This is a genomic window from Methylobacterium sp. JK268, from assembly GCF_054052225.1.
The window spans coordinates 219,186-240,288 of record NZ_JBSVZN010000001.1 but is presented as its reverse complement, the minus strand read 5'-3'; the positions used below and the strand labels follow the sequence as shown (position 1 = coordinate 240,288).

Below are 21,103 nucleotides of genomic sequence, written 5' to 3'. Positions count from 1 at the left end.
AATCCTCTCCCTCTTCTGCGGCGGACCGGCCGCTCTTCGCCGGACCACATCTCGGAGCCGAGCCATGGTCGAACTTGGGATCGTGAAACGCACCATCGCGCGCGCCGACCGCGCGTCCGTCGAGACGCTGGGGACCCACGGCGTCGCCACGGTGCACGAGGCGATGGGCCGCGTGGGCCTGATGAAACCGTCTCTGCGGCCGATCTATGCCGGCGCGCAGGTCGCCGGGACGGCGGTCACCGTGCTGCTGCATCCGGGGGACAACTGGATGCTGCACGTCGCCGCCGAGCAGATCCAGCCGGGGGACATCGTCGTGGCGGCGGTCACGGCCGCGTGCACGGACGGCTATTTCGGCGACCTGCTGGCGACGAGCTTCCAGGCGCGCGGCGCCAGGGCCCTGATCATCGATGCGGGCGTGCGCGACGTGAGGACCTTGACCGAGATGGGCTTTCCCGTCTGGAGCCGATGCATCTCGGCCAAGGGCACCGTGAAGGCGACGATCGGGTCCGTGAACATCCCGGTCGTCTGCGCGGGCGCGCTGGTCCATCCGGGCGACGCGATCGTGGCCGATGACGACGGCGTCGTCGTCGTGCCGGCGGAGGCGGCCCGCCGCACGGCCGATGCGGCGGCCCAGCGCGCGGCGAACGAGGAGGCCAAGCGCGCGAAGCTCGCCGCGGGCGTGCTCGGGCTCGACCTCTACGCGATGCGCGAGCCGCTGGCCAAGGCGGGGCTGCGCTACGTCGATTGAGCGCCGTGACGTCGTCCCATCCTGCCCGGGAGTCCTCGATGACCGATCCGATCACCGGCCTGTCCTCCATGGCGACGCGCCAGGTCCTGGCCGATCTGGCGGCCTCCTACGAGCGGCGGACCGGCCAGGGCGTCGCCATCCGGTCCATGGGCGGCGTGGATGCGGCGCGTCTGGTCCGCTCCGGCGCGGGGGCGGACGTCATCGTCCTCGCCTCGGCCGTGATGGAGCAGCTGGAGGCGGAGGGGTTCCTGGTTGCCGGCAGCCGGGTGGCCTTCGCGCGATCCGGGATCGCCGCCGCCGCGCCGTCGGGCCGGCCGCGGATCGCGATCGACGACGAGGCGGCCGTGAGGGCGGCGGTTCTCGGGGCGGAGCGGATCGCCACCTCGACGGGCCCGAGCGGCGACCATCTCGGGCGGTTGTGGCAGCGGTGGGGCATCGCCGACGCGATCGCGGGGCGCGTGGTCCAGGCGCCGCCGGGCGTCTCCGTCGGTTCGCTGCTCGCGCGGGGCGAGGCCGATCTCGGCTTCCAGCAGCTCAGCGAGTTGCGGGACGTGCCGGGCATCGCCGTCCTCGGGATGCTGCCGCGGGAGATCCAGGCGGTGACCGTGTTCTCGGCCGGACTCGGCGCGGCCTCACCCGATCCGGCGCGGGCGCGGGCCTTGATCGCGTATCTCACCTCCGCGGAGGCGCGCCCCGCGAAGGAGCGATGCGGCTTGGAGGCCCCCTGACCGTCCTCGACGCGAGGGCGGCCCTGGCTATCCGGCGGGCGAGGCGGGCCTCGTCGTTCCGGTAATGGGCGGCGGCGACGACGGGGCCGCCGCGGCGCGGAGAGCGGCACCCCGCGCCTCCCGGGCGATCACGTCAGCGGGATGATGAGCAGCGCGTTGAACGGCAGGCCCGTCGCGAGATTGCAGTCGCGACCGGGACGTCCATGTTCAGGTTGAGCGCCCGTCCGGAAAGTCTGTCGATGCGCAGGCCCGGACCCGGATAAGGCCGATCGGTTGGTATCGGGAAGGCTGATGGTGTTGATGCGGTCGTTGGTGAGCTGCTGCAGGCCGTAACCGTCGAGCCCGAACGCGATGCCCTGCGAGATCTCCTGCGATACGGTGAAGTCGACGCCGTCGCGCCTCGGGACGCTGCGGCCAGGCGGGAGGAGGCCGGCGGGCCGCCGCGATCGCCGCCGTCACGGCCTCCCGGCGCGGAGCGGATCTGCCGCCGGGTCCCGCGATGCCGCGGCGAGGAGCCGGTCGATCAGGGCGGACAGCGCCCGCCGCTCGCCTTCGCCGAGGTCGCGCAACAGGGCCGCCTCGTAGCCGCGGGCCAGGGGGACGATGTCCCGATAGGCCCGCCGGCCCTCCGCCGTGAGGGTCAGGAACGCCTCCCGCAGATCGTCGGCGTTCGGCCGCCGCTCGATCCACCCGCGCGCCGCGAGCGCCGCGACGGCCCGGCTCACCTTCACCTTGCTCATCCGGGCGTGCTGCCCCACCGCCGTCCCGGTGATCGACCCGTATTCGCCGACCGTGGCGAGGACCCGCCAGCCCGGGATGTCGAGGTCGAACCGCTCCCCGTAGAGGCGGGCCAGCCCCTCGCTGATCACGGTCGCGAGCACGTTCAGCCGGTAGGGCAGGAACGTGGCCAGCGCGAGACCCTCCTCCCCGTTCCCGGGTTCCGGCGCGCTGAGGGTTGACAACGGTTTCATCGGAAACTATCACCCCGCCAATAAGTTTCATTTGAAACTATAAACCGTCGACCCGGGAAGCAACCGCCATGACCGCACCCGTCATGACCGCATCCGCGACGACCCCGCCCGCGGCCCGCCCGGAGGCGGTGGCCTACATGTCGGGCTTCGGCAACGGTTTCGAGACCGAGGCGCTGCCGGGCGCCCTGCCGGTCGGCCGCAACTCGCCCCAGCGCTGCCCCTACGGCCTCTACGCCGAGCAGCTCTCGGGCTCTCCCTTCACCGCGCCCCGCACCACCAACGAGCGCTCCTGGCTCTACCGCATCCGCCCCACCGTGATGCATTGGGGCGAGTTCCGGCAGGTCGCTTCCGGCCCCTGGCTCACCGCCCCGGCCGAGGCGGCCGCGCTGCCGATCGCGCCGCAGCGCTGGGATCCCGTGCCGATCCCCTCCGAGCCCCTGTCCTTCGTCGAGGGCATCCGCACCATGACCACGGCGGGCGATGCGGGGGCACAGGCCGGGATGGGGGCGCATCTCTACTTCGCCACCCGCTCGATGCCGGACGAGTACTTCTACGACGCCGACGGCGAGCTGCTGGTCGTGCCCCAGGAGGGCGGCCTGCGCTTCCGCACGGAGTTCGGGATCATCGACGTCGAGCCCGGCGAGATCGCGGTGATCCCGCGCGGGGTGAAGTTCGCGGTCGACCTGCGCGACGGCCCCGCCCGCGGCTACGTCTGCGAGAATTACGGCGGCGCCTTCACGCTGCCCGAGCGCGGGCCGATCGGCGCAAACTGCCTCGCCAATCAGCGCGACTTCCTCACCCCGGTCGCGGCCTACGAGGACCGCGACGCACCCGGCACCATGCTGGTGAAGTGGGGCGGCACGCTCTGGGCGGCGGAGATCACCCATTCGCCCCTCGACGTGGTCGCCTGGCACGGCAATTACGCGCCCTACAAGTACGATCTCAGAAAGTTCTCGCCGGTCGGCCCGATCCTGTTCGACCACGCCGACCCGTCGATCTTCACGGTGCTGACGTCGCCCTCCGAGACGCCGGGCACCGCCAACATCGACTTCGTGATCTTCTCCGACCGCTGGCTGGTGGCGGAGAACACCTTCCGGCCGCCCTGGTACCACCTCAACGTGATGAGCGAGTTCATGGGGCTGGTCTACGGGGTCTACGACGCGAAGACCGGGGGCGGGTTCCGCCCGGGCGGGGCCTCCCTGCACAACACCCTGCTGCCGCACGGGCCGGACGTGGACGCCTTCGAGCGGGCCTCGACCGCGGCGCTGGCGCCCCACAAGCTCGCGGGCACGCTCGCCTTCATGTTCGAGACGCGCTTTCCCCAGAAGGTCAGCCCCTTCGCCGCCGAACATCCGGCCCGGCAGCGGGACTACGCCGCCTACGGCCGCAAGCTCGCCAAGCATTTCGACCCCTCCGCCGGGCCGGCGCGGTAGACCCCGGCAGGACGCCCCGCCATGACGGACGAACCCGACGCGGACGGCCTCGACCGCACCCATGATGCCGGCCTGCGCTCCTTCGTGCCGGGGGCGGACGGACATCCGGATTTCCCGATCCAGAACCTGCCGCTCGGCATCTTCGCCCCCCGGGACGGGCGGCCGCGGGCGGGCGTGGCCATCGGCGAGGCCATCCTCGACCTCCCGGCGCTGCTCTCCGCCAAGCTCCTGGCGGGCGAGGCGGCGGCCGCGGTCGAGGCAGCGGCCGGAGGCAGCCTGAACGGTCTCCTCGCCCTCGGGGCCGGCCCCCGCCGGGCCCTGCGGCGGCGCCTGTCGGCGCTGCTGGCGGTGGGCTCGGCCGAGCGCGACCGGGTCGCCCCGCTCCTGCACGCGGCCTCCGCCTGCAGCCTGCACCTGCCGGCCGCGATCGGCGACTACACCGACTTCTACGTCGGCATTCACCACGCGGAGGCGATCGGCCGGCTGTTCCGGCCCGACAACCCGCTCCTTGCGAACTACAAGCACGTCCCGATCGGCTATCACGGCCGCGCCTCCTCGATCCGGCCCTCCGGCGTCCCGGTCCGACGGCCCCGCGGTCAGACCAGGGCGCCGGACGCGGCGGCGCCGGAATTCGGCCCGACGCGGCGCCTCGACTTCGAGCTCGAACTCGGCGTGTGGATCGGGCCCGGCAACGCCCCCGGGACGCCGATCCCGATCCGGGAGGCGCAGGCCCACATCGCCGGCCTCTGCCTGCTCAACGACTGGTCGGCCCGCGACATCCAGGCCTGGGAGTACCAGCCGCTCGGGCCGTTCCTGTCGAAGAACTTCGCCACGACGGTCTCGCCCTGGATCGTCACCGCCGAGGCGCTGGCGCCGTTCCGGATCCCGCAGCCGCCCCGCCGGGAGGGCGACCCGGAGCCCCTGCCCTACCTCGCCGACGCGGAGGATCGCCGCCGCGGCGCCTTCGACCTGGCTCTCGACGCCTTCCTGTTGACGCCCGGCCTGCGGGCGGCGGGTCTGGCGCCGCACCGGCTCTCGGCCTCGAACGCGCGGTTCATGTACTGGACCGTGGCGCAGATGGTGGCCCATCACACGAGCGGCGGCTGCGACCTGCGGCCGGGCGATCTCCTCGGGACCGGGACGCTCTCGGGGCCGGGCCGCGACGCCTGCGGCAGCCTCGTCGAGGCCACGCGCGGGGGCCGGGAGCCGCTGCGGCTCGAATCCGGCGGGGAGCGCCTTTTCCTGGAGGATGGCGACGAGATCATCCTGCGGGCGCGGGGCTTGCGCGTGGGCTTCGCGGCGATCGGCTTCGGCGAATGCCGGGCGCAGGTCCTCGGGGCGGTGGCCTGATACCAACGGTCATTTTTGATGATCGTTGGTTCCGTTCTCGAATTTTCGCCAAGCCTTTGGTTTGGTGTCGAAAATTCGAGATGGGCAACGACCCCGTCGATCTCGGGCCTGCCCGAGATCGAATCGATGCGTCAGCATCCTGGGCCGTTGGTATGAGGCCCTGCGACTTCCGACGCGATCAGAGCCGGTCGGTCGCATCGGGCTGTGACAAGAGGCGCCGGCGGTCGTATGCGCAGCCTGCGGCAGCAAGAGCGGAGCACCCGATCCGATGGACATTCGTGCGCAGCTGATCGAGCGCTTCCTGCGCTACGTGGCGGTCGAGAGCCAGAGCGATGCCCGCGCGACGGCGCTGCCGAGCACGCCGGGCCAGCAGCGCCTCGCCGCGCTGCTGGCGGCGGAGCTGCGCGATCTCGGTCTCGCCGACGTGCTCGTCGACGCCTCCGCCACCGTCACGGCGCGCAAGCCCGGGACGGTGCCGGATGCGCCGCGCATCGGCTTCATCGCCCATCTCGACACCGTCGATGTGGGCCTGTCGCCCATCGTGCATCCGCAGCTGCGCCGCTACGAGGGCGCGGATCTCTGCCTCAACCCGCAGCAGGACATCTGGCTGCGCGCGGCCGAGCATCCCGAACTCGACCCGTGGGTCGGTGCCGACGTGCTCTTCGGCGACGGGACCAGCGTGCTCGGCGCCGACGACAAGGCCGCGATCGCGATCATCATGACGCTGCTCGCCCAACTCGGACCGGACGACCGCCACGGCGACATCCACGTCGCCTTCGTGCCCGACGAGGAGATCGGGCTGCGCGGCGCGAAGGCTCTGGACCTCGCCCGCTTCCCCTGCGACTTCGCCTACACGATCGATGCGACCGAGCTGGGCGAAGTCGTCACCGAGACCTTCAACGCCGCCTCGGCCGAGATCGTCTTCACGGGCGTGACCGCCCATCCGATGTCCGCCAAGGGGGTGATGGTCAACCCGCTCCTCATGGCCCACGACTTCATCGCCGCCTTCGACCGGGCCGAGACGCCCGAGCGCACGGCGGGACGGGAGGGTTACGTCTGGTTCCACGACCTCGTCGCGCATGCCGGGCAGGCGCGCCTGACGGCGATGGTGCGCGACTTCGACCGGGAGGTCTTCGCGGCGCGCAAGCAGCGCCTCGCCGCCGTCGCCGAGGCGATCGCCGCCCGCTATCCCACCGGGCGGGTCGAATGCCGGATCGGCGACACCTACGGCAATATCGCCGACAGCCTGGGCGGGGACCGCCGCTGCGTCGATCTCCTCCTCGCCGCGCTGGCCGATGTCGGCGTCGCGCCCAAGCCCCTGGCGATGCGGGGCGGCACCGACGGGTCGGCGCTTTCCGCCCGGGGCCTGCCCACGCCGAACTTCTTCACGGGCGGCCTGAATTTCCACTCGCGCTACGAGTGCCTGCCGGTCCCGGCCTTCGCGGCGGCCTACGCGGTGGCCGCCGCCATCTGCAGGCTGGCGCCGGACTATCCCGCGGCCTGACGCGTTCGGGGCCGTTGCGCCTGGAACCATCGTCTCGCGGGTCGCTTTCTGGGGACCATGCGGAGCACGTCCCCCCTTCTCCCGCATGGGAGAGGGGATCCCGCGCCAGTCTCGAAGACCCCGCATCGGTGCACCTCAACACTGCTTCGGGGCCTCGACCTCGTGATCGGCATCGCGTGCCTGCCGCGCCGCGTCGCTGCCGAGATGCGGCCAATCCGGTCTCCGCGTTCCAACCACGGTCGGGACCTCGCCTCGGCGCGCGAGGGACCACCGCGCGGCTTCGCCGAACGGCACGACCCGTGCGCCCCTACCTTCGAATTGTTATAAAAAAGCAACAGACTGCCTGAACGTCAATTCGGCACATTGCACGAAACACATCACTCCGACATATGGGGAATGTCACGTAAATCTGGCGGCGACCGGACGGTGAGGCCGATATTTCGCGCCTCGGCGCGCCATCAGGATTTGGGCAATTCGTGTAGGATTGAGTGCAGGCGAGCATGCTTAACCGTATTGCCGACTGGTTCGGCCTCCGCAAAGCCGGTCGGACGACGCGGCCCTGCGGGACCGGTGGTCCGCCCTCGCGGGACCAGGGCAGTCCGAACGCCCGTGACCTGATTCGCATGGCGCAGGCCGCGCGCCTCCGCGCGACGGCCGCGGAGGAGAGACGCGCCGATCCCCGTGCAGCCGGACGCGGCGGATGGGCCGCGCCGGTTTATGGTCAAGCTTGACGAAGGCGAAGCTCGGCCATGTCCATCGGCGTGGAGGCGTGACGACGAGCGCCCATTCGCTGCCTCTGTGCCTTGCCTCATCGCTGCAAACCGGTCTGCCGCAGGCCAATCTCGACGATTTTAAGCGATGTTTAGCCGCTTTAAACGGTTCGTTAACCAGTTTGCTGCTTTTCAGCAGGGTATCTGCAGCGCCGCGATGCCGGCGCGCCGCTCCTCTCACCGGATGTCCGCCATGCCTGCTGCCCAGCACTCGCCCGTCGTCCTGCTGCTCGCCGGGGACGAGTTCACGCGCCGCACGACCACCCACTGCCTGGAGGGGTTCGGCTTCACGGTGATCGGCACCCGCAGCGCCGCGGAGGCCGGCCGCCTGCTCCACGCGCAGGCGGCGGGACGGCGCATCGACGTGCTGGTCACCGATACCGATGTCCGCGACGAGGTGGACGGCCTGTCGCTCGGCGCCCTGGCCCGGCGACTCAACGCCCGCACGAGCGTGATCTACACCGCACGCATGCCGCACGCGATCCCGCGGGCCGGGCGGGTCGACGGCGCGCCCTGCCTGCGCACGCCCTACCAGGGCCACCAGCTGGTCTCGGTCATCAACGGGCTGCGCGCGACGCCCGCCGAGACCAGCCGGAACGCGGCCTGAGGCACGGCGTTCCGGACCGGCCGCTACGCCGCCACGCGGACTTGGTCGCGGCCCATGCGCTTGGCGGCGTAGAGCGCGCCGTCGGCCGCGCTGAACCACTCCTCCGCCGTGCCTCCCCGGAAGCGGTCGGCGTGCATCACGCCCGCGCTGACCGTCACGAAACCGGAGGGTTGGCCGACATGCGGGATGCGCGCGCCCGCCACCGCCGCGCGGATCTTCTCGGCGAGCGCGACGGCGGCGTCCTCGCCGATCCCCCGCGCCACGAGGGCGAATTCCTCGCCGCCGATCCGGCAGGCGAGATCCCCTGGCCGGTCGGCGTGCCGCCTGAGAATGCGGCCGATCGCCTGGAGCACCCGGTCTCCCGCGGGGTGGCCGTAGATGTCGTTGTAGGGCTTGAACCGGTCGGTATCGAACAGCAGCAGCGCCAGGGGCTCGCGCTCCGCGTCCTGCCGGGCCTGCGCGAGGGCGTCGTCGAAGGCCCGGCGGTTGGCGAGCCCGGTGAGGCTGTCGGTCGAGGCGAGGCGAGCGAGTTCTTGGCTCGTGGCCCGGGCCGCCTCCTCCGCCGCGGTGCGGCGCTGCAACTCCCCGGCGAGCCAGACCGTGAGCACGCCGATGCCGGCGCACATCACCAGCGCGAGCAGGCCGATCAGGGCGGCCTTCGGGCGCCAGACCGCATCGATGTCCTGCACGCTCAGCGAGACGGCGAGTCGCAGCGGCCATTGGCCCACGCGCGTGAAGACGTGGGAGCGCGTCACGCCGTCGGAGGGCGACACCGCCACGAACCGACCCTCGCCCTCGCGGAGGATGCGCCGGACGTTCGGGTTCTCCGCCGCCTCCCAGCCCGGGCTCCACCGGCCCACGGGGGTGCGGATGAGGAGCACCCCGTCGTCGCGCAGGAAGGTGACCGCGCTGCCGAGCGCGCCGCCGAGGCGCTCGAACAATTCGGCGAAGTGGGCGAGTTCGATGGTTCCGACCACCACGCCGGCGAAGGCCCCGTCCGCGTAGGTGACGCGCCGGCTCAGCGGGATCATCGCCTTGCCGCTCACCGCCGAGGTGAGCGGCCGCCCGATGTGCAGCCCGTCCCGGGGATCGGCCCGATGCGCCAGGAAGTAGTCGCGGTCGGCCGCGTTCAGCTGCCGCGGCACGATGGCGCTGGCGTCGATATAGGCCACCCCCTGCGCGTCGAGCACGAGAATCGACCCGAACCCGCGTGCGCTGGCCGCGCGGTCGAACAGGGCGAGGCGCCGGACCTCCGGCGACACCCCCTCGAGGGCCGGGTTCTGGAGCCCCTCGACCACACCCTGCAGCGACAGGTCGTAGAGCTCGATGTCGCGATCGAGGGCGTGGGCGAGACTCTGCAGCACGGTCTCGGAGTTGCGGGCGGCCTCGCTCCAGGCATTGGCGCGCAGGGTGAGGATCAGGCTCCCCGCCAGCGCGCAGAGCGCGACGGTCACGGCGAAGCTGAAGACCACGAGGATCCAGGGGGGCCGCGTCGGACGCTCCGGCCGATTCAGGTTCTGGCGCCTCAGCTGCATCGTCCGTGATCGCCGGTCTCGACCCACCGGTCGTCGCACGCCCGTGCTAAGGGCTGGTTACGGAGCCCGGCCGCATTTCATCGGGCCTCGCCGCCGTCGAGGATCGTGCAGCGGTGGTCGAGCAGCTTCTCGGCCGCCGCGTAGGGCTGCCGGACGAGGAGGAGGTAGAAGCCGCCCGCGGGATCGTCCGGGGGCGCGCTGATCGCCGCGAAGGTCGTGTGGCGCAGGCCGGCCGCCGCGCCGGGCGCCGCGGCCAGGGCCGCGAAGGGGTTGAAGTCGTCGACCGCGGCGGCCGGGACCCGCATCGCCGCGAGCCGGCCGCCCTGGATCGTCGTCGGCAGCACCACCCAGCCCGCCGGGAGGCTGCGCGCGTAGCGCCGCAGGAGGGCGCGGGTCTGCGGCCGGACGCAGTCGACGTGGATGTGCAGCTGGTCCTGGCTGCGGCCGGTGGGGGAGTTGACCGCGAGACCCACCTCCGCGCCCGGCAGGCGGTCGCCGAAGACCTCGGTGACGTCGCGCCGCGCCGCCAGGGCCGCGCGCCAATAGGCGACCCCGGCCGGCCCCTGGAGCACGGGCGCCTCGAGGCCGATCACGTCCGCGGTCGGCATCACGACGAGGTGGGTGCGCTGCCCGGGCGCGCGGAGGATGGCGGTTCCCGGCCGGTCGGGGGTCCCGAGGTCGACGGAGAGGCACGGGAAGGCGCGCCCCGTGGTGCGCTTCGCGACGATGCAGCCCTGGAGGGCCGCCCAGAGGATGTTCCGGGGGACGTCGGCTGCCGCCGCGACGGCCGCGGTCGCGAGCGCCGCGACGAGCAGCAGGATGCGGATCGACCGCCTTGACCTCACGGGGAACCACCTTCGCTGGTGTGGGAGCCTCGCCTCCCTCATGCCCGTGCGGCCGCGTTCCCGCCAGGGTGTTCGCGCGCGGGGTGACGGGCCGCCGCGCGGTCGGCTATCATCGCGCCCGGGGCCGGTCGGTCCCGCGGCGGAGGGGCGTGCTGATGGCGAAAGGCCGCTTGCCGAAGCGCCGGCTCGCTCTGGCGGCGATTCTCCTGCTCGCCGCGGCGCCCGAGGCGATCGCCGAGACCCGCTGGACCGACCCGCCGATCCGCACCGCGGCGCCGCCGGACGCGCCGACGCCCCCGCCCGAGGGCGGTCCGTCGCGCACGGCCTCACCGCGCCCGGCGCGGCAGCTGCGCCAGCCCGCCGCCCGCCTCCGCCCGGCCCTCCGGCGAGAGGCCGCGCGGCGCGCGGCGCCCCGTCCGCGCCGGGAGGCGACGGCGGTGCGGCGGATCGCCCGCGGCCGCGCCCCGCGCCCCGCGGCGATCGAGCACCGGCGCGTCGTCGCCCGCGCGCGGCCCGGTCCGCGGCCGGCGGGTCCGCTCCTGCGGGCCGACCCGTGGTCGATCCGCCTCGGCCCCTGGGCCGGGGACATCGACTGCTCCAGCCCCGGCACCCCCGACGCCCGGCGCGGACTCTGCCCCTTCGCCCCCGCCGGGGACGCGGCCGCCGACGACCCGTGACGGCGGCCCGATCCGGTCCGGATCAGCCGGCGCAGCCGGACGATCGGCTCGCCGCCGGGCGCGGCCTCGGCGGCGCTCCCGGGAGGGACCACCCGGCCGAATCGGCTCAGGAGCAAGCCGGTCCGACGCACCGCCTCCTGGGCTCCGGCGGCGCCGGAAGGGCGCTCGATCATTCGGCGATCCTAGCTCAGGTGAATGCGCCGGCCGGCCCGAGATGGTTCGCTCACTTGGCCCATCGATCTCTTCGGCCCGCCCGGCACCCTCCTGCCTGGCGGGTCCTTCTTGTGCGTGAAGGCCGTGTCCACGGCTGGTCCCGCGCGTCCGTTGCTCCAGCCACCCTTCATTCATCTGTATTGCTCGGATAGGGCTGGCGGATCGGATCTTATTCGCACAAGATAGGCTCTGTGCCGCACGCGGTACGATTGGTACGACCTGCCGGTGGATGCCCCCATCACGGCCGGCAGCTTGGCCCGAGACTTCGCCCGCCCGGTTCCGCCGCGGCGGGCTCTTTGTTCGACCGCCGCGGCCGGCGACCTTCGCTCAGGCCGCCGGGAAGCCGTAGAGCGCGGCCGGGTTGTCGACCAGGATCCGCCGCCGCGCCGGCTCGTCCGGCGCCCAGGCGGCGAGGAGGTCGAACAGGCGCGAATCGTCCGGCATGTGCTTCTCGCCGCGATGGGGCCAGTCGCTGCCCCAGACCATGCGCTCGGGTGCGGCCGCCGCGAAGGCCCGTGCCACCGCGCTCGCATCGGCGTAGTCGGGCGGGCCGCTCGCGGTGTTGAGGTAGGCGCCCGACAGCTTCATCCAGGTCCGGCCGCCGTCGAGCAGCCCGCGCACGACCGGGTAGGCGCGATGCGCCGTGCCCTCGCCGGGCGGCAGGCGGGCGAGATGGTCGATGACGAGCGGCGTCGGCAGCCGCCGCAGCACCTCCGCGTGGTCGGCGATCTGATCGCCGGTCATGTAGACCTGCACGTGCCAGCCGAGCGGGTGGACCTTGCGGGCCATGGTCTCCAGGCGCTCGACCGTGGTGACGCCCCAGGATTGCGGCGTCACGAAATTCACCCGGATCCCCACGGCGCCCGCCGCCGCCATCCGCCTCAGCTCCGCGTCGGGGATGTCGCGGTCGACGACCACGACGGCGCGGGCGCTCGGCCCAAGCTGGGCGACCCCGTCGAGGGTGGCGCGGTTGTCGGTGCCGTAGGTCGAGGGCGTCACCACGACGACGCGGCGCGTGCCGAGCCGCGCCTGCAGCCGGCGATAGGCCGGGACGTCGCTGTCGACCACCGGTTCGCCCTTCCAGTGCGGCGAGGCGGGGTAGCGGGTCGAGAAGATGTGGATGTGCGCGTCGCAGGCGCCCTCCGGCGCGGCGTTGCGCGGCCGCCCGGTTCCGGACGAGAACGGCACCGCCTCCTCCTCGGCCCGGCCGCGCCCCAGGCCTACGGCCATCGCCGCGCAGGCGCCCATTCCCGTCAGGATCGCGCGCCGCGACCGGTCCGGCATCGTCATGGTTCAGCCTCTCTCTTGAGATCGTTGTCGTTCGCGGGTCGATGCGGCGTCCGCTCGATGGCTCCGCCATGCGGGAGACCGGCTTCGCGCGGGCCTGCGGCATGAAGGTCCGCTGCGCGGGCTCGCCGATCCGCCCCCCGCTTCGACCCGGCGGCGGGCGGATCAGAAGCCGTAGAGCCGGGCCGGGTTGTCGACGAGGATCCGCGTCCGCAGAGCCGGGTCGGGCGCCCAATCCGCCAGCCGGTCGAGCAGGACGGCGTCGTCGGGCTTGGCGTCGGCGGGGGATGTCGGGTGCGGCCAGTCGCTGCCCCAGACGAGCCGCTCGGGGGCGAGCGCCACGAAGGCCCGCGCGAGCCGCCCGCGATCCGCGTAGGCCGGCGGGCCGGACCGGGAGAGGATGTAGGCGCCGGTGAGCTTCACCCAGGCGCCGCGTGTCTCGATCAGGCGGGCGATCACCCCGAAGGCCGGGTGGTCGGGGCCCTCCGGCTCCGGCAGGTGGCCCATGTGGTCGAACACCACCGGCACGGGGAGGCGCTCCAGCACGTCCCGCAGCGCCACGATCCGCTCGCCCTCGGAGACGAGCTGGATGTGCCAGCCCAGTTCCGCGATCCGGCGGGCGACCGGCTCCATGTCGTCGATCGGGGCGCCGCCCGGCAGCCGCGTCCCGAACCGCACGCCCCGGATGCCCGCCGCGTGGAGGCGCCGCAGCTCGGCCGGCGCGACCGAGGCGTCCAGCATCGCGACGCCGCGGGCGGTCTCGCCGAAGGCCGCCACCGCCTCGACGAGGAGCCGGTTGTCGGTCCCGTAGGTCGAGGGCTGCACGACGACGTTGCGGCTGAGGCCGAGCCGGCCCTGCAGCTGCCGGTAATCGGCGACGCTCGCGTCCGGCGGCCGCAGGGTCGCGGCGGGCGACGCGGGGTAGCGGCCGTCGTAGACGTGGTGGTGGCAATCGGTGGCGTTCGGCGGCAGCGGGACCGCGGGCGGCGCCGTGCCGGTGGACCAGCGCACCTGGGCGGCGGCCCGCCGCGTCCCCGCGAGGGCGAGCCCGGCCGCGAGCAGCCCGAGCTGCGCGCGCCGCGTCGTGCGGGTGATGTCCCGCTCCCTCGTATCCCGCTCCCTCATGCCCCGATCCCTCATGGCGCTCCCCTCAGGCGTGCGAGAACAGGGCCTGGCCGGGCGCGGGCATGCGCGCCGTCAGGATGCTGCCGGTCTGGGACTCGGTGATGAACAGGGTCGCGCCGTCCGCTCCCCCGTAGGCGACGTTGGTGGTCGAGATCCCGGCCGGGGATTTCACCCGCAGCAGCGGCTCGGCGACCGGGGACAGGCGCCAGACCGAGCCGAAGCCCGTATGGGCGACGATCAGGCAGCCCTCGGCGTCGAGGGCGATGCCGTCGGGGCCGCCGAGCCCGCCGTGGAGTTGCGCGAAGACGCCGACCTTGGCGACGAGGCCGCTCGTGCCGAGCGGGATCCGCCAGATCTGCTGCGCGCGCGTCACGGCCACGAACAGGCTGGTCATGGCGGTGTCGATCACGATGCCGTTCGGGCTCGGCACCGTGTCGACGAGGCAGGTCAGTTCGCCGGTGGGGCGCAGGCGGTAGACGCGGCCGGTCGGGTCCTGCAGGCCGGTCTGGCCCTGGTCGGTGAAGTAGAGGTCGCCGTTCGGCGCGAAGGTCAGGTCGTTGACGCCCCGGAACCCCTCGGAGCCGGCCGTCTCCAGGAACGGCGTCACGGCGCCGGATCCCGGGTCGAGCAGCATGATCCCGCGCTTGTAGCAGGTGATGAAGATGCGCCCGTCGCGGTGGATCTTCAGCCCGTTCGGCCAGCCGTCGTATTCCGCCACGAGGTCCCAGGTCCCGTCCGGCGCGATGCGGAAGATGCGGCCGAACGGGATGTCGGTGACGTAGAGCCGGCCGGCGCGGTCGAAGACCGGTCCCTCCAGGAAGGAATCGATCGCGTGGCCGCCGCGATTGGCGGTCGCCCACGCCGTGGGCCGGGCCTTGCGGTAGCGGTCGGGAAGCCGCGTGAAGATCTCGGCCGTCACGGCCGGCGGAGGAGCGAAGAACGACATCGTGCGCCCTCAAGGGAGGATGGGAGGATCGATGACCGCTTGCCGTCAGGCCGGGGCCGCGGCGGTGCGGGCCGTCCGGGCATGCGCCCGGCTGATCATCACGACGCTGATCGCGGCCGCCGCGTCGAGGGCCGCCACCGGGAGCATTCCGACGGCGAAGCTGCCCGTGTGCTCCTTGACGAGGCCGACGATGTTCACCATCAGGCCGCCGCCGATGAGGTTCGCGATCGCGTTGATGCCCGCGAGCCCTGCCGCGAGCACCCCGGGGGACAGCCAGCCTGCCGAGAGCGCCCAGAACGGCCCCTTGAAGGCGTAGGCGCCGACGAGCGCGCAGGACACGGCCAGGATCGTCGCCGCGATCCCACCCGAGAGCGTCAGGGAGGCGAGCCCCGCGGCCGCGAGAAGCAGCGGAATCGCCGTGTGCCAGGTGCGCTCGCCGGTGCGGTCGGAGCGGCGGCCCCACAGGATCATCAGGACCGTGGCGAGCCCGTAGGGAATCGCGTTGACGAACCCGGTCTGCAGGTTCGTCAGGCCGAAGGCCTTGATGATCTGCGGCTGCCAGACCGAGAGCACGGTGCCGGTCGCCGAGGCCCCGGCGCAGACCAGCGCCATGGTGGCGAAGACCGGGTTGCGGGCGAGCTGCCACAGCGAGAGGTGGCCGACCGGCGTCTTGCGGGCGGCCTCCTCGGCGAGGCGATCGACGAGCCAGGCGCGCTCGGCCTCGCCGAGCCACGTCGCGTCCCGCGGCCGGTCGGTCAGGACGAACAGGCAGCCGATGCCGAGGAGCACGGTCGGCAGCCCTTCGAGCACGAACAGCCACTGCCAGCCCCGCAGGCCAAGCGCGCCGTCGAGTTCGAGCAGGGACACGGAGAGGGGCGAGCCCAGGAAGGTCGCGAGCGGGATCGAGACCGTGAAGGTCGCCAGGATCCGCGCCCGGTAGGCGCTCGGAAGCCAGTAGGTCAGGTACAGGATCGCGCCGGGGAAGAAGCCCGCCTCCGCCGCGCCGAGCACGAAACGCATCGCGTAGAGCGAGGTCGGGCCGGTCACCAGCGCCATGCCCATCGTCACCACGCCCCAGGTGATCATGATCCGGGCGATCCAGCGCCGCGCCCCGAAGCGCTGCAGCGCCAGGTTGCTCGGCACCTCGACCAGGAAGTAGGAGACGAAGAACAGGCTCGCGGCGAAGCCGAACATCGCCGGCGTCAGCCCGAGATCCTTGTTCATCTGCAGCGCGGCGAAGCCGACATTCACCCGGTCGAGCAGGGCGAAGAAGTAGCAGAGCATCAGGAAGGGCACGAGCCGCAGGATCACCCGGCGGATGGTCGCCGCCTCCAGGGATTGCGGGTTTGGTTCGGCGACGCTCACGGTCCGTCCTCCCAGGTTCTGTTTATTTCGCGTTGCGGCCTGTCAGTCTCATCGACCGCCTTTTCCGGACGACTGCAGCGTCAGCGGAAGGAGATCCGGAAACCAGATTAGGAAGTGCCGCGAAGCGGCTCTGTCTTTGCGACGGCGTCGACGAGCGGACGCTTCGCGACGTCTTGCGCTGGTTTCCGGGTCGCATTCCGCTGGCGCTGCATGCGCCCGGAAAAGGGCGGAGAGCGTTCGGCCCGTCAGAAGTCCCGCCCTACAGCCCCTCGCAGCCCGCCTCGCGCAGGGCGCGCTCGACCCAGGACCGGTCGACGGTGCCGGCCCGGATCGCCGCCATCGTGCCCTCCTCGCCCTGCTGCTTCTTGTGCGCGGCGGCGTAGACCGCCTCGGTCAGGGCGAAGGGCACGCAGACGACGCCGTCGTCGTCCCCGACGATGAGGTCGCCCGGCTCGATCACCATGCCGTCGAGGGCGATCGCGACGTTCACCTCGCCGGGCCCGTCCTTGTAGGGGCCGCGATGGGTGATCCCGGCCGCGTAGACCGGAAGCGCGTTGGCGCGGATCCAGGCGGAGTCGCGCACCGCCCCGTTCAGGACCACGCCCGTGACCCCGATCTGCTGCGCGTGGGCGAGCATCAGCTCCCCCATCAGCGCGTTGCTGAGGTCGCCGCCCGCGTCGATGACGAGGACGTCGCCGGGCTTGGCGCGGTTGAGGGCCGCATGCACCATCAGGTTGTCGCCCGGACGCGTCTTCACCGTGAGGGCGGCGCCGGCCAGCACGCCGCTCGCGTGGAGCGGCCGCAGGCGCGGCCCACCATGGACCATGCGGTTCATCGAATCGCTGATATTCGCGACCGCGATGCTCCTGAATTTCTCGATGGTGGCGGCGTCGACCGTGCGGGCGCGGGGATGGATCTTGAAGCCGATGGACATGGCGCGTTTCCTCAACGGGGAGCGGGGGGTGAGATCAGGCGGGGTCGGGGCGCTTGAGGCCGGCCTTGAGCACCATGGCGTCGAGCGCCTCCTGGTAGGTGGCCGGCACGACGCCGTGGAAATGGTCCTTGAGGCCGAGGCTCTCCTTCCAGCGCAGGCGCTGCGCGACCGCGCGGGCCATGATCGGCTCGACCCCGGCATCCGCGACCGCCTCGGCCGACATCTCCAGCTCCTCGGCGCGGCGCTTGGCGTGGATCGCGCCCGAGGGCGTCAGGCTCTGGACGGTGTCCATCCAGGGGCGCGCCAGGGTCTTGCAGGCGGAGGCGAGCACGACCTCGTCGATCCCGTACTGGCGGGCGGCGAGCAGCATCTCGTCGGTCAGGGCCTCGATGCCCTTGATCAGGACGGAGCGGATGATCTTGATGCCCGAGGCGGTCCCGAGCTGCGGGCCCGTATAGGTGATCTGCATGCCCCAGGGCACCAGCAGGTCGCGGACGCGCTCACCGGCCGGGCCGCTCGACAGCATCCGCATGGAATAGCCGTGCAGCGGCGTCCCCTCGATCGAGCCGTCGCCGAGGAGGGCCCCGCTCGCCGCGAGACGGGCGGCGACGCCCTGCTTGATCTTCGGGGTGGCGGAGGCGAAGTCGAGGAAGGTGTGCCGCGCCGTGAGGACCGGCGCGAAGGCCTCCGCGCTCTCCAGCGAGGACGCGCCCGGCGTGACGCTCAGGATCAGGTCGCTCGCCTCGGCGAGGTCCGCGTTCGACCGCACCAGGGTGACCCCGGCCTCCCGCGCGCGGGCCTGGATCAGGTCCGCGAAGGGCCCCTCGAAGGCGTACTTGTCGTAGCAGGCGATGGACTCGAGGCCCGCCCCGCGCAGCCCCGCCCCCAGCGTGCTGCCGATCTCGCCATAGCCCACCAGGCCCAGCCTGAACTGCCTGCGCTCCGCCATCACGTGCTCCTTGGTGTCGATGCGATCGGGTCTGCGCCGCGCGCCGGTGCGGCCGCGGCGGGGTTGTCCCGCAGGTGGTCCCGCAGGATCTCGACGGGGTGCCGCAGCCGGACCCCGTCGATGATCCGGGCCTGCGTGCGGCAGGAATAGCCGTCGGCGAGCAGCCGGCCCGTCCGGCCCTTCTCGGCCACCGGCGCCGCCCAGCTCAGGCCGTAGATGCGCTCGGACAGCGCCCGGTGCTCGGCCTCGTGGCCGAAGGTGCCGGCCATGCCGCAGCAGCCGGCGGGCAGGGTCGCGAGGCGAAGCCCGAAGGCCGCGAAGACACGGGACCACGCCGCCAGCGCGGGCTGCGCGGTCGCCCGCTCGGTGCAGTGCGGCAGCAGCCAGTAGGTCTCGCCGCTCGGCGGCGCGCCGCGGTCGAGGCGGCCGGCGAGCCATTCCTGGACGAGCAGGACCCGCGGCAGGTCGCGCCCCGGCAGGGCCTGCGCGTAGTCCGACCGGTAGGTCAGCGTCATCGAAGGGTCGAGGCCGATCAGGGCGATGCCGGTCTCGGCGAGGCGGGCGAGATCGGCCGCGGTGGCGGCCGCGACCCGTTCGAACCGGCCGAGGAAGCCGTGGACGTGCAGCGGCTTGCCGTTCGGCCGGTAGGGCGCGAGCCAGGGCCGGAGGCCGATGCCGGCCAGGAGGTCGATGAGGGCGAGGAGGACGGGCGTGTCGTAGTGGCTGGTGAAGGCGTCCTGCACGATCACGACGCTGCGCAGGCGCTCGGCGGCCGGCAGGGCCGCCAGAACCTCCGCCCGCGCCACCGCCACGTCCCGCCGCGCGATCTCGCGCCCGAGGTCGAGCCCCGACAGCCTCGGCGCGTGGACGAGGCCGACCGCGCGGGCGAGACCGAGGCCCGTGACCGCGTTCGCCAGGCGCGGCACCCGGGCGAGGTGGGGCGCCACGCTCTCCAGCGCCGCCACCGCGTGGTGGCGCAGGGGCCGCAGGTAGCGGCCGTGATAGAGTTCGAGGAACTTCGCCCGGACGCTCGGGACATCGACCTTGATCGGGCAGAGGCCCGTGCAGGACTTGCAGGCGAGGCAGCCCGCCATGGCCTCGTGCACCGCGTGGGAGAAATCGTCCCTCCGCCGCAGGGTCGCGGCGAGGCGGGCCGGGAAGGCGCGCCAACCCGGCCGCGCGCGCAGCCGCCGGGCCTCGGCCAGCGGGTCGGTTCCCTCGGCGGCGAGCCGCCGCAGCCACTCGCGCAGGAGCTGGGCGCGCCCCTTGGGCGAGTGGCGGCGCTCGCGGGTGCCCTTCCAGGAGGGGCACATCGCCTCGTCCGGGTCCCAGGTGAAGCAGGCACCGTTGCCGTTGCAGTGCAGCGCTTCGTCGTAGGCTGCCCGCAGATCCGGCGGGATGGCGCGGTCGCGGCCGCCCTTGGTCGGCACGCCGTCGATGGAAAGGAGCGCGCCCCCCTCCGGCACGGCGATCTTGCCCGGGTTGAACTGGTTGCGCGGGTCGAAGGCCGCCTTCACGGCCTGGAGCACCGGGTAGAGCTCTCCGAAGAACCGCGGCGAGAACTCGGACCGCATCCCCTTGCCGTGCTCGCCCCAGAGGAGCCCGCCGTAGTGGCGCGTCAGGGCGACGACCTCCTCGGTGACCGCGCGGATCAGCGCCTCGGCGCCCGGCGCCTTCATGTCGATCGCCGGGCGCACGTGCAGCACGCCCGCATCGACGTGGCCGAACATGCCGTAATCGAGGCCGCGCCGGTCGAGCAGCGCCCGGAACTCCGCGATGAAGTCGGCGAGGTGCTCGGGCGGCACCGCGGTGTCCTCCACGAAGGCGACCGGCCGCGCCTCGCCCCTCATGGCGCCGAGGAGCCCGACCGCCCGCTTGCGCATGTCCCAGATGCGCGCGACCTCCGCCTCGCCCCGCGCCACGGTGTGGCCGCGGCGCTCGCCGGCCGGGCCCGCGGCCAGGGTCTGCGTCAGCCGGTCCACGGCCGCCTCGACCGCGTCGGCATCGTCCCCGACGAACTCGACGAGGTTGACGCCCCGCGCCCGCTCGCCGCCGTCCTCGGGGAAGAAGGCCGCGACGCCCGCCCAGACCGGGTCGTCCTGGGCGAGGGCCAGGACCTTGGAATCGACCGTCTCGATCGAGGCCGCCCCGAAGGCGGCCAGCGCCCGCGCGTCGCGCAGGGCCGCGTCGAAGCTCGCGTAGCGCAGGTTGACCAGGGCGGCGTGGCGGGGCAGCGGCAGCACGTTGAGGGTTGCCTCGGCCAGGAAGCCGAGCGTCCCCTCCGACCCGCACAGGATCGCGTTGAGGTCGAAGCGCCCGTCCGGGCGGCGCAGATGGGCGAGGTCGTAGCCCGTCAGGCAGCGGTTGAGCGGCGGGAACAGGGACGCGATGGCCTGCGCGTTCTCGCGCACCAGCCGGTCGACCTCGCGGTGGATGACGCCCGCCCGGTCCGGCCGGGCCTGGACCGCGCGCAGCTCCGCCGCGTCGAGGGGCGCCGAGTGCCAGACGGTCCCGTCCGAGAGGACGCTCGTCAGCGCGAGGACGTGGTCGCGGGTCTTGCCGTAGAGGCAGGAACCCTGGCCGCTCGCATCCGTCGCGATCATGCCGCCGATCGTCGCGCGGTTCGAGGTCGACAATTCGGGCGCGAAGAACAGGCCGTGGGGCCGCAGCGCCGCGTTGAGCTGGTCCTTGACCACGCCCGCCTCGACCCGCGCCGTCCGGGCCTGCGGGTCGATCGCCAGGATGCGGTTCATGTGCCGCGACAGGTCGACCGCGAGCCCGTCCGTGAGGGACTGGCCATTGGTGCCGGTCCCGCCGCCGCGGGGCGCGACCCGCACCTCGGCGAAGCGCGGATCGGCGAGCAGCGTCGCGATGCGCACGAGGTCGTCGCGGTCGCGCGGGAACGCGACCGCCTGGGGCGCGAGCTGGTAGATCGAGTTGTCCGTGGCCAGCACGATGCGGTCGGCCAAGCCCGTGGGGAGTTCGCCCGTCGGGAGTTCGCGCGTCGGGAGTTCGCCCGCCGAGAGCTCGCCCGCGAAGCCGCGGACGCGCAGTTCGGCGCAGAAGGCCGCGTAGACCGGCAGCCCGGGAGGCTCGGGGGCGAGGCGCGGGATCAT

General features: G+C 73.0%; 17 protein-coding genes. 7 read left to right on the top strand and 10 right to left on the bottom strand.

Going from position 1 to position 21,103, the window contains the following annotated elements:
• Positions 1-64: 64 nt before the first annotated feature.
• Together ligK and ACW9J6_RS01030 are read left to right on the top strand one after the other, a co-directional pair.
• On the top strand, positions 65-748 hold the full coding sequence (ligK, locus tag ACW9J6_RS01035) for a 4-carboxy-4-hydroxy-2-oxoadipate aldolase/oxaloacetate decarboxylase (protein ID WP_457114558.1): 684 nt from the start codon (positions 65-67) through the stop codon (positions 746-748).
• 38 nt (positions 749-786) lie between these two features.
• On the top strand, positions 787-1,476 hold the full coding sequence (locus ACW9J6_RS01030) for a substrate-binding domain-containing protein (protein WP_457114557.1): 690 nt from the start codon (positions 787-789) through the stop codon (positions 1,474-1,476).
• 455 nt (positions 1,477-1,931) lie between these two features.
• On the opposite strand, the gene ACW9J6_RS01025 is transcribed toward ACW9J6_RS01030, so the two are convergent.
• Complete coding sequence (locus ACW9J6_RS01025; protein WP_457114556.1) at positions 1,932-2,447, bottom strand: MarR family winged helix-turn-helix transcriptional regulator; 516 nt, start codon at positions 2,445-2,447, stop codon at positions 1,932-1,934.
• Positions 2,448-2,530: 83 nt separating this feature from the next.
• Between ACW9J6_RS01025 and hmgA the strand changes: the two genes are divergently transcribed.
• The 4 genes from hmgA to ACW9J6_RS01005 all read left to right on the top strand — a co-directional run bounded on the left by hmgA (position 2,531) and on the right by ACW9J6_RS01005 (position 8,111).
• Positions 2,531-3,880 (top strand): homogentisate 1,2-dioxygenase, encoded by a 1,350-nt coding sequence (gene hmgA, locus ACW9J6_RS01020; protein ID WP_457114728.1) that lies wholly within the window; start codon positions 2,531-2,533, stop codon positions 3,878-3,880.
• A 21-nt stretch (positions 3,881-3,901) separates the two neighbouring features.
• Positions 3,902-5,230, top strand: coding sequence for a fumarylacetoacetase (fahA, locus tag ACW9J6_RS01015; protein WP_457114555.1), 1,329 nt, complete (start codon positions 3,902-3,904; stop codon positions 5,228-5,230).
• A 268-nt stretch (positions 5,231-5,498) separates the two neighbouring features.
• The gene (pepT, locus tag ACW9J6_RS01010) at positions 5,499-6,734 is read left to right on the top strand and encodes a peptidase T (RefSeq protein ID WP_457114554.1); all 1,236 of its coding nucleotides are present in this window, start codon (positions 5,499-5,501) and stop codon (positions 6,732-6,734) included.
• Positions 6,735-7,697: 963 nt separating this feature from the next.
• Positions 7,698-8,111 carry a response regulator gene (locus ACW9J6_RS01005; protein ID WP_457114553.1) on the top strand — a complete coding sequence of 138 codons (414 nt, stop codon included), beginning with the start codon at positions 7,698-7,700 and terminating at the stop codon, positions 8,109-8,111.
• A gap of 23 nt (positions 8,112-8,134) precedes the next feature.
• Here the strand turns inward: ACW9J6_RS01005 and ACW9J6_RS01000 are convergent, their stop codons facing one another.
• Positions 8,135-9,646 (bottom strand): sensor domain-containing diguanylate cyclase, encoded by a 1,512-nt coding sequence (locus tag ACW9J6_RS01000; protein WP_457114552.1) that lies wholly within the window; start codon positions 9,644-9,646, stop codon positions 8,135-8,137.
• A 77-nt stretch (positions 9,647-9,723) separates the two neighbouring features.
• Positions 9,724-10,491 carry a CDP-diacylglycerol diphosphatase gene (locus ACW9J6_RS00995; protein ID WP_457114551.1) on the bottom strand — a complete coding sequence of 256 codons (768 nt, stop codon included), beginning with the start codon at positions 10,489-10,491 and terminating at the stop codon, positions 9,724-9,726.
• A 155-nt stretch (positions 10,492-10,646) separates the two neighbouring features.
• On the opposite strand from ACW9J6_RS00995, the gene ACW9J6_RS00990 reads away from it, so the two are divergent.
• On the top strand, positions 10,647-11,168 hold the full coding sequence (locus ACW9J6_RS00990) for a hypothetical protein (RefSeq protein WP_457114550.1): 522 nt from the start codon (positions 10,647-10,649) through the stop codon (positions 11,166-11,168).
• Positions 11,169-11,708: 540 nt separating this feature from the next.
• Here the strand turns inward: ACW9J6_RS00990 and ACW9J6_RS00985 are convergent.
• The 7 genes from ACW9J6_RS00985 to ydiJ form a co-directional block, all read right to left on the bottom strand.
• Positions 11,709-12,671 carry an amidohydrolase family protein gene (locus ACW9J6_RS00985; RefSeq protein ID WP_457114549.1) on the bottom strand — a complete coding sequence of 321 codons (963 nt, stop codon included), beginning with the start codon at positions 12,669-12,671 and terminating at the stop codon, positions 11,709-11,711.
• A gap of 162 nt (positions 12,672-12,833) precedes the next feature.
• Positions 12,834-13,793, bottom strand: coding sequence for an amidohydrolase family protein (locus tag ACW9J6_RS00980; protein WP_457114548.1), 960 nt, complete (start codon positions 13,791-13,793; stop codon positions 12,834-12,836).
• A 25-nt stretch (positions 13,794-13,818) separates the two neighbouring features.
• A complete protein-coding gene (locus tag ACW9J6_RS00975; protein ID WP_457114547.1) occupies positions 13,819-14,739 on the bottom strand; it encodes an SMP-30/gluconolactonase/LRE family protein in 921 nt (306 codons plus the stop codon).
• Positions 14,740-14,784: 45 nt separating this feature from the next.
• Entirely contained in the window at positions 14,785-16,104 is a 1,320-nt protein-coding gene (locus tag ACW9J6_RS00970; RefSeq protein ID WP_457114546.1) for an MFS transporter, read from the bottom strand.
• Between the two features lie 259 nt (positions 16,105-16,363).
• Entirely contained in the window at positions 16,364-17,038 is a 675-nt protein-coding gene (locus ACW9J6_RS00965; protein ID WP_457114545.1) for an RraA family protein, read from the bottom strand.
• A gap of 34 nt (positions 17,039-17,072) precedes the next feature.
• Complete coding sequence (locus tag ACW9J6_RS00960; RefSeq protein ID WP_457114544.1) at positions 17,073-17,987, bottom strand: DUF1932 domain-containing protein; 915 nt, start codon at positions 17,985-17,987, stop codon at positions 17,073-17,075.
• Positions 17,987-21,103 carry a D-2-hydroxyglutarate dehydrogenase YdiJ gene (gene ydiJ, locus ACW9J6_RS00955; protein ID WP_457114543.1) on the bottom strand — a complete coding sequence of 1,039 codons (3,117 nt, stop codon included), beginning with the start codon at positions 21,101-21,103 and terminating at the stop codon, positions 17,987-17,989. Before ydiJ ends, ACW9J6_RS00960 begins: the two co-directional genes overlap by 1 nt.